This is a genomic window from Mycobacterium sp. IS-1590 (assembly GCF_001500025.1).
Taxonomy (GTDB): Bacteria; Actinomycetota; Actinomycetes; order Mycobacteriales; family Mycobacteriaceae; genus Mycobacterium.
Genome location: NZ_LQIW01000001.1, coordinates 436,009 through 447,540 on the forward strand (window position 1 = coordinate 436,009; position 11,532 = coordinate 447,540).

Here is an 11,532-nt window from a genome sequence, read left to right on the forward strand (position 1 = left end):
CGTTCGCCCCGCTCACAGGGGAATGTTCCCGTGCTTCTTGGGCGGAATCTGCGTGATCTTGCGTTCCAGCAGCCGCAGCGCGTTCGCGACGTAACCGCGCGTGTGCGACGGCGGGATGACCGCGTCGACATAGCCGCGCTCGGCCGCGATGTACGGGTTGACCAGCGTGTCCTCGTACTCCTGCTGCAGCTCCAGGCGCAGCGCGTCGACGTCCTCGCCGTTCTTGGCCGCTTCCTTGAGCTTGCTGCGGTACACGAACCCGACGGCGCCCGAGGCGCCCATCACCGCGATCTGCGCGGTGGGCCAGGCGACGTTGACGTCGGCGCCCATCTCCTTGGACCCCATCACGCAGTAGGCGCCGCCGTAGGCCTTGCGGGTGATCACCGTGATCTTGGCGACGGTGGCCTCACCGTAGGCGTAGAGCAGCTTGGCGCCGCGCCGGATGATGCCGTTGTACTCCTGGCCGGTGCCCGGCAGGAAGCCCGGTACGTCGACCAGCATCACGATCGGGACGTTGAAGCAGTCGCAGGTCCGGATGAACCGCGCGGCCTTCTCCGAGGCGTTGATGTCCAGGCAGCCGGCGAACTGTGTCGGCTGGTTGGCCACGATGCCGACCGGACGGCCCTCGATGCGGCCGAACCCGACGATGATGTTCTGCGCGTAGCCGGCCTGCACCTCGAGGAACTCGTCCTCGTCGAGGATGCGGGTGATGACCTCGTGCATGTCGTAGGGCTGGTTCGGCGAGTCCGGGATCAGCGTGTCCAGCTCGATGTCCTCGTCGGTGAGGTTGTCCTCGATCGGCCCTTCGGGAACCGCCTCGGGGTAGCGCGGCGGATCGGCGTAGTTGTTACTCGGCAGGTACGAAAGCAGTTCGCGCACATAGTCGAACGCGTCCTGCTCGCCGGAGGCCACATAGTGCGCCAGCCCCGACTTCGCCATGTGGGTGTGCGCGCCGCCGAGCTCCTCCATCGTCACCTCTTCGCCGGTGACGGTCTTGATGACGTCGGGTCCTGTGATGAACATCTGGCTGGTCTGGTCGACCATGATCACGAAATCGGTCAACGCGGGGGAGTACACGTGGCCGCCCGCCGCCGCGCCCATGATCAGCGAGATCTGCGGGATCACGCCGGAGGCCAGGATGTTGTTGTGAAAGATGTTGCTGTACAAGCCGAGTGAGACGACACCCTCTTGGATGCGCGCGCCCGCCCCGTCGTTGATGCCGATCAACGGCCGGCCGGTCTTGATCGCCAGTTCCTGGACCTTGACGATCTTCTCGCCGTACACCTCACCGAGGCTGCCCCCGAACACCGTCGCGTCTTGGCTGAAGATGCACACCTCGCGGCCGTCGATGGTGCCGTAACCGGTCACCACGCCGTCACCCAGCGGGCGGTTGGCCTCCATCCCGAAGTTGGTGCTGCGGTGGCGCGCCAGCGCGTCCAGTTCGACGAACGAGCCCTCGTCAAGCAGCGCCAGGATGCGCTCGCGAGCGGTGAGCTTGCCCTTGGCGTGTGTCTTCTCGACCGCTTCCTCGCCGACCGGGTGCAAGGTCTCCTCGGTGCGCCTGCGCAGATCGGCCAGCTTGCCCGCGGTGGTGTGGATGTCGATCTCGTGTTCGCCTGACGGCTCGACCGACGGCTTCTGAACGGAGGTCATGGTGGTCGATGCTAACGAACGCCCTGCGCGCGACCGACGGCGCGTCCTTAAGGTCCCCTTAAGCTGCCTTGCGCACCGCACGCCGACCCGCCGGTGGTAGTAGTGAGGACCGAACGAGCCAGACGATGGGAGTCCGATTCCGATGACCGCGCACCGGGCTCCGCTCGACGTCGAGTCGCTGCGGGAGCAGGTGGCCGCCGGTTCGCGCGCCTGGCGGCGCATCGACGTGGTGGCCGAGACCGGATCCACCAACGCTGATCTGATCGCAGCCGCCGGACGCGGCGAGGACATCGCCGGCGCCGTGCTGATCGCCGAGAATCAGACCGCGGGCCGTGGCCGCCGGGGCCGCAGCTGGTCGGCGGTGCCGTACGCGCAGATCACGATGTCGGTCGGCCTCGACGCGACCGGGGTGCCCAGCTCGACCTGGGGCTGGCTGCCGCTGGCCACCGGGGTCGCGGTCGTCGACGCGGTGGCCGACACCGGTGTGACCGCGGGCCTGAAGTGGCCCAACGACGTCCTGGCCGGAGGCGGCAAGCTGGCGGGCATCCTGGCGGAGGTCGCCGGCGGCCAACAGGCCGTGGTGATCGGCGTCGGGCTCAACGTCTCGCTGCGCGGTGAGGACGTCGGCGTCGAGGGGGTGACGTCGCTGACGGACCTCGGGGTCCCCGCACCCGACCGGCACCGCCTGGTCGTACGGCTCCTGCACGAATTGGGCAACCGCGTCGAGTCGTGGGTCCGGGCCGGAGGCGTCGACGCCGCCCTTGCCGCCGACTACCGGGCCCGCAGCCTGACGCTGGGTCGGGGGGTCCGCGCATTTTTGCCCGGCGATCAGGAGGTCGTCGGCGTGGCGCGTGACATCGACGATCAGGGCCGGCTGGTCATCGAGGCCGACGGCCGGCCGGTGACCGTCTCCGCGGGCGACATCGTCCATTTACGGCCCGACCAGTGATTTCGCCTTAAGGTCATCGCATGGGTTATCCCGACAACGTGCTCGCATCCGACGAGCAGGTGGTCTTGCACCGCCACCCGCACTGGAAGCGGCTGATCGGGCCGGTCCTGCTGTTGCTGCTGGTGACCGCGCTGGCCGCGTTCGGCGCCGGATACGTCAACACCATGGATTGGGATCAGACCGCCCGCAACGTCGTGCTGATCGTGATCGGCGCGATCTGGCTCGTGATCGTCGGATGGCTGACGATCTGGCCGTTCCTGAACTGGTGGACGACGCACTTCGTGATCACCGATCGTCGGGTGATGTTCCGGCACGGGGTGCTGACCCGGTCGGGGATCGACATCCCGCTGGCGCGGATCAACAGCGTCGAGTTCCGGCACGGTCTGCTGGACCGCATCCTGCGAACCGGCACGTTGATCATCGAGTCAGCGGCGCAGGACCCGCTCGAGTTCCACGACATCCCGCGAGTGGAACGGGTCCACTCGCTGCTGTATCACGAGGTCTTCGACACCCTGGGCTCGGAGGAGTCGCCGAGCTGAGCGGCGCCTCCGGCGCGTCGGCCGGGGCGGCGCAGTGGGGTGACGTTCGCCTCGACGTGGTCGGCGTGCTCGGCGGCGACGCCCTCGTGATGATCCTCGAGGAGTTCGGCAAGCCCGCCCGCGGTGAGCGACTCCATCGCCCGGTCGGGATTGCGGCCGAACTCGTCGGGGAACACCCAGCGCCGAAACGCCCAGAACCGGAACGCCATCTGCAGCAGGTTGCCGATGATGTAGGCGGAGATGAAGTCGGCGATGTTCTCCACCGTCAGGCTGACTTCGGGCACCCGCAGCATCAACACGTAGCTCGAGATCCACAGCGGGGCCATGCTCAACAGCACGCCGACACCGCTGACGCCGAAGAACAAAAGCGCTTCGTGATGACGCTCCCGCCCGCCGCGGTCGCGGAAGCTCCACTCGCGGTTCAGGATGTAGGACGCGATCACCGCGACGATGCCGGCGATGATCTTGGCCGTGACCGGTTTGGGCTCGAGGACGGTGAGCTTGAGCGTGTAAAAGACCGACGTGTCGATGATGAACGTCGTCGCGCCGACGATCGCGAACTTGATCAGTTCGTGATGCCGCTCGAAGTACGGCCGTACCGGACGGGGCAGCCGTGCGATCGTCGCATCGGTAAAGGACACAACAGGGCAGTGTACGGAAATACCGCACTCTACGTGTACTCATGCAGGTCGCGGCCGGTACATGGGAACCAGGCCCACCGACCGGTCATGACACCATGAGGACGTGTCACAGGACTCCAAAGCACCGCCGGTGGTGGCCATGGTCGGCGGTGGTCAGCTGGCCAGGATGACCCATCAGGCCGCCATCGCGCTGGGCCAGACGCTGCGCGTCCTCGCCGTGGACCCCGGCGACCCGGCCGCTCAGGTGAGCCCGGATGTGGTGTTGGGCACACACACCGATCTCGATGCGCTGCGCCGTGCAGCCGCCGGGGCCGACGCGCTGACCTTCGATCACGAGCACGTGCCCACCGAACTGCTGGAGAAGCTGCTGGCCGACGGTGTGAACGTGGCACCTCCGCCGTCGGCGCTGATTCACGCCCAGGACAAGCTGGTGATGCGTCGCAGGCTCGAGGCGCTGGGCGCGCCGGTGCCGCGGTTCGCGGCGGTCGACGACCTGTCCGACGTCGACGCGTTCGCCGCGGTGATCGACGGCCCCGTCGTCGTCAAGACGGTGCGCGGGGGATACGACGGCCGCGGGGTCACGCTGGCGCGCGACGTCGCCGAGGCGCGTGAGGCTGCCCAGCGCTACCTGGAGGGCGGGGCGGAGGTGATGGTCGAGGAGCGGGTCGCGATGCGCCGCGAACTGGCGGCGCTGGTGGCGCGTTCGCCGTTCGGGCAGGGCGCGGCGTGGCCGGTGGTGGAAACCGTGCAGCGGGACGGCATCTGCGTCGAGGTGATCGCACCGGCGCCCGGACTTGATGACGAATTACGCTCAGCGGCAGGGCAATTGGGTCTGCAGCTGGCCTCCGAGCTCGGGGTCGTCGGGGTGCTGGCCGTCGAGTTGTTCGAAACCGTCGACGGCGCCCTGCTTGTCAACGAGCTCGCCATGCGCCCGCACAACTCCGGCCACTGGACCATGGACGGTGCGCATACCAGCCAGTTCGAACAGCACCTGCGTGCGGTGCTCGACTATCCGCTCGGGGACACCTCGCAGATCGTCCCGGTCACCGTGATGGCCAATGTGCTTGGCGCACAACAGGCGCCGGCGATGACGATGGACGAGCGGCTGCACCACCTGTTCGCCAGGATGCCCGACGCGAAGGTGCATCTGTACGGCAAGGCCGAGCGGCCCGGCCGAAAGATCGGCCACGTCAACGTCCTCGGCGCGGCCACCGGTTCTCTTGACGACGACGCGTTCGTCGCCGATGTGCGCGAACGCGCGGCCAGGGCGGCACACTGGTTGTCGCACGCGGAATGGACGGACGGATGGGATCCACATGAGTAGTGCTCCTGCGCCGCGGGTCGGCCTGATCATGGGCAGCGACAGCGACTGGTCGGTGATGGAAGACGCCGCCCACGCGCTGGCCGAGTTCGATGTGCCCTTCGAGGTCGGCGTCGTCTCCGCGCACCGCACACCGGTGCGCATGCTCGAATACGCCCAGAGCGCGGCGGACCGCGGCATCGAGGTGATCATCGCCGGTGCCGGCGGGGCGGCGCATCTGCCCGGCATGGTGGCGTCGGCGACCCCGCTGCCCGTCATCGGCGTTCCGGTGCCGCTGGCCAAACTCGACGGCCTGGACTCGCTGCTGTCGATCGTGCAGATGCCCGCCGGGGTGCCGGTGGCCACGGTGTCGATCGGCGGCGCCCGCAACGCCGGCTTGCTGGCGGTGCGGATCCTGGCGTCGGCGGACGCGGCCCTGCGCAAGCGGGTCGTGCAGTTCCAGGCCGATCTGCACGACACCGTGCTGCAGAAGGACGCGGCGCTGCGCGACCGCCTCATCGGCGAATAGGGAGCCGGATCACCCGGGAGTAAGGTTACCGGCGAGTAGCAAGGAGTTTTTCATGGCCATCGGCAACCCGTCATTCGACCTGTTTCGGCTCTCCGACGAGCACAACGAACTGCGTGCGGTGCTGCGCGACCTCTGCGAGAAGGAGATCGCCCCGCACGCGGCCGACGTCGACGAGAAAGCGCGCTACACCGACGAGGCGCTCGCGGCGCTGACCGCTTCGGGCATGGCCGCCATCCACATCCCCGAGGAGTACGGCGGTCAGGGCGGCGACTCGATCGCGGCGTGCATCGTGATCGAGGAGGTCGCGCGGGTGTGCGCGTCGTCGTCGCTGATCCCGATCTGCAACAAGCTCGGCACCATGGGGCTGCTGCTGCGCGGCAGCGAGGAACTCAAGAAACAGGTGCTGCCGTCGATCGCCGCCGGTGAAGCCGTCGCGTCCTATGCGCTGTCCGAGCGCGAGGCCGGCAGCGACGCCGCCTCGATGCGCACCAGGGCCCGCCGTGAGGGTGACGAGTGGGTGCTCAACGGCGCGAAATGCTGGATCTCCAACGGCGGCCAATCGACCTGGTACACGGTGATGGCGGTGACCGATCCGGACAAGAAGGCCAACGGCATCTCGGCGTTCGTCGTGCACAAGGACGATCCAGGCTTCTCCATCGGCGCCAAGGAGAAGAAGATGGGCATCAAGGGTTCGCCCACCACCGAGTTGTACTTCGAGGACTGCCGCATCCCCGCCGACCGGATCATCGGCGACGAGGGCACCGGTTTCAAGACCGCGCTGGCCACCCTGGACCACACCCGGCCGACAATCGGCGCGCAGGCCGTCGGCATCGCGCAGGGCGCACTCGACGCCTCGATCGCATATGTCAAGGAGCGCAAGCAGTTCGGCAAACCGATCGGCGACTTCCAGGCGGTGCAGTTCATGCTCGCCGACATGGCGATGAAGATCGAGGCCGCCCGGTTGACGGTGTACTCCGCCGCCGCCAGGGCCGAGCGCGGCGAGGCCGAGCTCGGGTTCATCTCCTCGGCGTCGAAGTGCTTCGCCTCCGATGTGGCGATGGAGGTGACCACCAACGCGGTCCAGCTGTTCGGTGGTTACGGCTACACCACCGACTTCCCTGTCGAGCGAATGATGCGCGATGCCAAGATCACCCAGATCTACGAGGGCACCAACCAGATTCAGCGCGTGGTGATGTCGCGCGCGCTGCTCAAGTAGTCGCTTTCGGTTTTCCGCCGGGGCTCAGGCGTACTCGATGAACGTGGCCATCCCGGTCTCGAGGTGATACGTGTTGTGGCAGTGGGTGATCCAGCGCCCCGGGTTGTCGGCGTCGAAGTCGATGTCGACGGTGCGCAGCGGTGCGACCAGTACCGTGTCCTTGCGGGCCCGCGGCCCATTGGCCCCCATCACCTGGAACGTGTGCCCGTGTAAGTGCATGGGGTGAAACATCTTCGACTCGTTCACATAGCGGATGCGCACGCGTTGGCCCGGCGTGACCGGGTATCCGTCACGGGGCGGGTTGTAGCGGCGTCCGTTGATCGTCCAGGTGTAGCCGTCGACCGGACCGGCCAACCGCATGTCGATGACCTGTTGGACGGCGCGCTCGGGCAGGTTCACTTCGGGTGTGGCCGCAAGCGTCGCGGTGTCGAGCGGGGGCCGGGTCCGCAGCGCTGCGACGTAGTCGTCGATGTTGCCGGCGGCGGCCTTGTTGTCGACGCGCATGTCGAGCCGCGCGTAGCCGTCTTTGCGGTAGGCCGCGGCGATGACCGGGGCCGACCCTTGCAGGGTGACGATCGCGTCGGCCCGTTCGCCCATCCCGAGGATGACCGAATCGGCCTGCGTGGACTCGACGGGGAATCCGTCGGTCGCGATGACGCGCAGCGAATGCCCCGGCACGCCGACCTGGAACGCGGTGTCCGACCCCGCGTTGATGATGCGCAGCCGGATACGTTGTCCGACAGGGTAATCGACCACCTGCGGATCGGCTCTCAGGCGGCCGTTGACGAGGTAGTACGGGTAGGTGACATCGCCGCCGTCATCGCCGAGCGGCCTGGCCGGGGTGATACCGGCGTCCGGGAGGTTGGGCATCGGAGCCATGCCCGCATTGTCCAGCGCCGCCAGCACCTGGTCGGGCGTGCGGCCGGTGCCGTCGACCCAATCGTCGAGCACGACGACCAGTTCGTCGTCGTACTCGGCGCCGTCGGCGGGATCCTCGGCGATCAGCGGACCGTACAGACCGCGGTCGAGCTGGGTGCCCTCGTGCGAGTGATACCAGTACGTCCCGGCGTCGGGCACGACGAAGTCGTAGGTGAACGACCGGCCCGCGGGCACGGCGGGCTGCGTCAGCACGGGCACGCCGTCCATGGGGTTGGGTATCGCGAGGCCGTGCCAGTGGATGGTGGTCGGGGCGGGCAGCCTGTTGTCCAGTTGCGCGCGCATCCTCTCGCCCTTGCGGACGCGGATCTCCGGCCCGGGCAGCCGATCGCCGTACCCCCACGTGCGGACCGCGACACCGCCGAGGTCGACGTCCACCTCCGCGGGCGTGAACGTGATGTCGAATCGCGGGCCGGTGGCCCGATCTGCCGAAGCCGGTTCGGGCGGCCGCGACGAACAGCCGCTCACGACGGCGGCCGTTACGCCCGCCGACAGCACGAAGAATTCGCGCCGGTCGATCACGCCCTCCAGCGTGGCACTGGTAGGCCCGCTACGGCTGCGAAAGCCCGATTTCGCCGAGGTGGCCGCTCAACCCCTGGTGACCTTCTCGGTTGTCCGCCGACGGTCGGCGAGCGCGGGGTCGGGATTGGCCACCTGCACGAGCGAGGCGCCGACGGCGAAGACGGCCAGCATGTGGTCGACGAGCTGGTCGGCGGTGTCCCATCCGGCGCAGGACAGCACGCGGTCGGATGCGGTGAGACCCTGTGCCGCCGCGGATCGGCGGGCCGCGGCGAGCAGCTCGTCGACGCCGCGGCCGTTGAGCGCGGGGCCGGGTGTGCGCTCCGGTGAGATCTGGTCGCCGTGTACCCGCACGGCGGTGGCGTAGTCGGTGACGCCGACCGGCAGGTCGGCCGCCGGCTTGCCGAACGGGTCCAGCGACAGCACCGCGACCTCGCCGATTCCGCTGCCCATCCCCACTGCCTCGTCGGCCTCGGCCAACCGGTCCGCGGTGCACAGCGCGACATCGGCCGAATCCGCGGACACGTCCCCGAGCACCACCTCGGCGCCGATCCACCAGATACCGAAGAACACGGCGGCGCTCTGCCAGTGCGCGGGCAGCAGAACCGCGATGCGGGAGGACGGGCCTGCGCCCAACTCGTCGCGTAACAGGTTGGCTGTCTTGGCCGCCCAATTCGCGAGCGTGGCGGTGGACAACTCGATGCGTTCGCCGCTCGCGTCGTCGTAGTAGGTGATGCGGGGGCCGGCGGGGTCGGAGGCCATGAGTGTGTCGAGGACTGCCCCGCTGACTGTCGTCACCTGATCGACGTTAGTTGACGCACTCCGGGTCGTCGGATCCGGCGGTCAGGATCGGCGAGGGGGGCGGAGCCGTCTCGGTCGAACCGACGGTCACCGAATCGGTGGTCAGCATCGGAACGCTGCTCCCGTCCAGGCCGGAACCCGGGCCGGTGTAGTCGTCGGCCAGCACAACGCGCACATGTCCCGGCGCCACCGACGGGTCCTCGGTGATCGCCAACCCGCCGAGGTCCTTCGAGACGGCTTGTGCACCAAGGTCATCGGTCTTGTTGGCGCGCACCTGGCTGCTGGCCACCGGGTCGCCCTCGTGATTGCCGGTCGCGCCGGGGGTGAACCCCTTGTTGGTCAGCACCTGCGACACCGCCGCGGCCAGACCGTTGACCTCGGTGGCGTTGACGACCTCGACAGTGGTCTTGTCCGGCGAGTAGGCGATCTCCTCGGTCTTACCCTCGTCCTGCTCGTGCAGCAGGCCTTCAACCCAGCTCTTGACCTCGGTGGGGTCCACCCGCACGACGCTCTGCATCCCGTCGTCGCTCCAACCGTTTTCCTGCAGCACCGGAATGGTGGCGAACGCGACGTTGCCTGCGGCCAGCTTTTGCAGGTGATCGGCGAATTGCATGACATCCCAACCGTCGGAGAGCGCGACGGAGCGTTGCACCGCATCCTGCAAGCGGTTCAAGGTGGCCGGACTCGACAGCGTCTTGCCCGAGATCACCTCGTGCGCAAGGGAAGCCATCACCGCCTGCTGACGTGTCACCCGGTCGAGGTCGCCGCGCGGCAGATCGTGGCGCTGCCGGACGAAGCTCAAGGCCTGTGGGCCGTTGAGTGTCTGCCAGCCCGCAGGGAAATCAGCTCCCGAAAGAGGTTCGTACACAGGCTCTTTCAAGCACACGTTGACACCACCGAGGGCATCGGTGATCAGTGCGAAGCCGAGCAGGCCGACCTCGGCGTAGTGGTCGACGGTGACACCGGTGAGGTTGGCCACGGTCTTGATCAGGGCCTCGCGCCCGGCCTCTTTGGCCTGCGGCTCGGCCTCGGCCGGGTCCACGCCCTTCTGCTCGACGAGCTCGGTCATCTTTTCGAGGTGTTCGGAGCCGTACACGCCGTTGATCTTCATCTTGCCGATGCCCGGTGCCTCGACATAGGAGTCGCGGGGGATCGAGATGGCGGTCGCGGACTTCCCGTTGTTGGGGACGCGGATCAAGATGATCGTGTCGGTGTTGGTGGCTTCGTCGTCACCGGCCCGCAGCGCCGCCAGTTCCTCCTGGGACAGCGGATTGCCGTGCGCGTCGGTGCGGCTGTCCATGCCGACGAGCAGGATGTCGATCGCGCCGTCTTCGCCGCCCTCGCCGAGCGCGATCGACGAGATGTGGTTGATGCCGGATTCGAACGAGCGGATCTTGCCCCACGCGACTCCCGTACCGACCACGATCGCCAGCGCCGCGGACACGGCGATGACACGGAGCATTCGACCGGGCATCAGCCCAGGCTACTGGCCATACCGGCGCGAAGCGGGTAGCGCGCCTCGGCGTGCCAGACTCGTGACCATGACTTCTCGCGAGCCGGGCCGCATCGTCATTCCCGGCGCAGGCGGCATGGTCGGCCGGGTTCTGGCAGGTCAAGCCCGGCGACAGGGCCGCGAGGTACTGGCGCTGACGTCGTCGGAGCTCGACATCACCGACCCTGCGGCCGCCCAGCGTGTCGTCGAACCCGGTGACGTGGTGATCAACTGCGCCGCCTACACCGACGTGGACGCGGCCGAGGCGGAGCAGGAGCGGGCGCACGCGGTCAACGCGGACGGACCCGCTCACCTCGCGCGGGCGTGCGGCATCGTCGGCGCCCGCCTGATCCACATCTCGACCGACTACGTGTTCTCCGGCACAGCGCGCCGCCCGTATGAGATCGACGACCAGACGGGGCCGGTGAACGTCTACGGCCGCACCAAACTCGCGGGGGAGCGGGCGGTGTTGGCCGCCTTGCCCGGCGCGCACGTCGTGCGCACCTCGTGGGTGTACGAGGGCGGGGACGGATCGGACTTCGCCGCGACGGTGCGCCGCAAGGCCGCCGGTGCGGACCCGGTCGAGGCCGCGGCCGACCAGACCGCATCCCCGACCTACGCCGGCGACCTCGCCTCGGCGCTGTTGGAGATCGCCGACGGCGCGATCCGCGCACCGGTGCTGCACGCCGCCAACGGCGGTGAGGCCAGCCGCTACGAACAGGCGCGGGCCGTCTTCGAGGCCGTCGGCGCCGACCTCGAGCGGGTGCGGCCCGTCGCCAGCGGCCAAAAGCCGAGGCCCGCGCCGCGCCCGGCGTACTCCGCGCTGTCGGGCCGACGCTCCGCCGAGGCCGGGCTCACGCCGCTGCGACCGTGGCGCGAGGCCTTGCTGGATGCGCTGTCGCGGTACGGGCGTGGCGGCCCGATACCCTCGACGCCGTGAGTTCGGAACTGGTGCCG

General features: G+C 68.5%; 11 protein-coding genes. 6 read left to right on the forward strand and 5 right to left on the reverse strand.

Translation table 11 applies throughout. The features are described from left to right. Positions 1 to 12: 12 nt before the first annotated feature. A complete protein-coding gene (locus AU197_RS02135) occupies positions 13 to 1,653 on the reverse strand; it encodes an acyl-CoA carboxylase subunit beta (RefSeq protein WP_064400711.1) in 1,641 nt (546 codons plus the stop codon). 142 nt (positions 1,654 to 1,795) lie between these two features. On the opposite strand from AU197_RS02135, the gene AU197_RS02140 reads away from it, so the two are divergent. Together AU197_RS02140 and AU197_RS02145 are read left to right on the forward strand one after the other, a co-directional pair. Beyond that, a complete protein-coding gene (locus tag AU197_RS02140; RefSeq protein ID WP_064400712.1) occupies positions 1,796 to 2,602 on the forward strand; it encodes a biotin--[acetyl-CoA-carboxylase] ligase in 807 nt (268 codons plus the stop codon). Positions 2,603 to 2,622: 20 nt separating this feature from the next. Continuing rightward, the gene (locus AU197_RS02145) at positions 2,623 to 3,141 is read left to right on the forward strand and encodes a PH domain-containing protein (RefSeq protein ID WP_064400713.1); all 519 of its coding nucleotides are present in this window, start codon (positions 2,623 to 2,625) and stop codon (positions 3,139 to 3,141) included. On the opposite strand, the gene AU197_RS02150 is transcribed toward AU197_RS02145, so the two are convergent. Continuing rightward, the gene (locus AU197_RS02150; protein WP_064400714.1) at positions 3,096 to 3,782 is read right to left on the reverse strand and encodes a GtrA family protein; all 687 of its coding nucleotides are present in this window, start codon (positions 3,780 to 3,782) and stop codon (positions 3,096 to 3,098) included. The genes AU197_RS02145 and AU197_RS02150 overlap by 46 nt on opposite strands. Positions 3,783 to 3,921: 139 nt before the next feature. On the opposite strand from AU197_RS02150, the gene AU197_RS02155 reads away from it, so the two are divergent. The 3 genes from AU197_RS02155 to AU197_RS02165 are packed head-to-tail and all read left to right on the forward strand — an operon-like array spanning position 3,922 to position 6,827. Next, the gene (locus AU197_RS02155) at positions 3,922 to 5,106 is read left to right on the forward strand and encodes a 5-(carboxyamino)imidazole ribonucleotide synthase (RefSeq protein ID WP_064400886.1); all 1,185 of its coding nucleotides are present in this window, start codon (positions 3,922 to 3,924) and stop codon (positions 5,104 to 5,106) included. Continuing rightward, positions 5,099 to 5,611, forward strand: a complete 513-nt coding sequence (purE, locus tag AU197_RS02160) for a 5-(carboxyamino)imidazole ribonucleotide mutase (protein ID WP_064400715.1) — start codon at positions 5,099 to 5,101, stop codon at positions 5,609 to 5,611. The genes AU197_RS02155 and purE overlap by 8 nt, the downstream gene beginning before the upstream one ends. A 52-nt stretch (positions 5,612 to 5,663) precedes the next feature. Beyond that, complete coding sequence (locus tag AU197_RS02165; protein WP_064400716.1) at positions 5,664 to 6,827, forward strand: acyl-CoA dehydrogenase; 1,164 nt, start codon at positions 5,664 to 5,666, stop codon at positions 6,825 to 6,827. 24 nt (positions 6,828 to 6,851) lie between these two features. Here the strand turns inward: AU197_RS02165 and AU197_RS02170 are convergent, their stop codons facing one another. The 3 genes from AU197_RS02170 to AU197_RS02180 form a co-directional block, all read right to left on the reverse strand. Then, positions 6,852 to 8,285 carry a multicopper oxidase family protein gene (locus tag AU197_RS02170; protein WP_064400717.1) on the reverse strand — a complete coding sequence of 478 codons (1,434 nt, stop codon included), beginning with the start codon at positions 8,283 to 8,285 and terminating at the stop codon, positions 6,852 to 6,854. A gap of 66 nt (positions 8,286 to 8,351) precedes the next feature. Further along, entirely contained in the window at positions 8,352 to 9,080 is a 729-nt protein-coding gene (locus tag AU197_RS02175) for a TIGR03089 family protein (RefSeq protein WP_156434271.1), read from the reverse strand. 10 nt (positions 9,081 to 9,090) lie between these two features. Next, positions 9,091 to 10,557 (reverse strand): LCP family protein, encoded by a 1,467-nt coding sequence (locus AU197_RS02180; RefSeq protein ID WP_064400718.1) that lies wholly within the window; start codon positions 10,555 to 10,557, stop codon positions 9,091 to 9,093. Between the two features lie 67 nt (positions 10,558 to 10,624). Between AU197_RS02180 and rfbD the strand changes: the two genes are divergently transcribed. Further along, the gene (gene rfbD, locus AU197_RS02185; RefSeq protein ID WP_064400890.1) at positions 10,625 to 11,515 is read left to right on the forward strand and encodes a dTDP-4-dehydrorhamnose reductase; all 891 of its coding nucleotides are present in this window, start codon (positions 10,625 to 10,627) and stop codon (positions 11,513 to 11,515) included. Positions 11,516 to 11,532: the final 17 nt, after the last annotated feature.

Excerpts from the sequence above, each read along its gene's own strand:
- AU197_RS02135 (WP_064400711.1), bottom strand. The coding sequence starts at position 1,653 with ATGACCTCCGTTCAGAAGCCGTCGGTCGAGCCGTCAGGCGAACACGAG.
- AU197_RS02140 (WP_064400712.1), top strand. The coding sequence starts at position 1,796 with ATGACCGCGCACCGGGCTCCGCTCGACGTCGAGTCGCTGCGGGAGCAG.
- AU197_RS02145 (WP_064400713.1), top strand. The coding sequence starts at position 2,623 with ATGGGTTATCCCGACAACGTGCTCGCATCCGACGAGCAGGTGGTCTTG.
- AU197_RS02155 (WP_064400886.1), top strand. The coding sequence starts at position 3,922 with ATGGTCGGCGGTGGTCAGCTGGCCAGGATGACCCATCAGGCCGCCATC.
- purE (WP_064400715.1), top strand. The coding sequence starts at position 5,099 with ATGAGTAGTGCTCCTGCGCCGCGGGTCGGCCTGATCATGGGCAGCGAC.
- AU197_RS02165 (WP_064400716.1), top strand. The coding sequence starts at position 5,664 with ATGGCCATCGGCAACCCGTCATTCGACCTGTTTCGGCTCTCCGACGAG.
- AU197_RS02180 (WP_064400718.1), bottom strand. The coding sequence starts at position 10,557 with ATGCCCGGTCGAATGCTCCGTGTCATCGCCGTGTCCGCGGCGCTGGCG.
- rfbD (WP_064400890.1), top strand. The coding sequence starts at position 10,625 with ATGACTTCTCGCGAGCCGGGCCGCATCGTCATTCCCGGCGCAGGCGGC.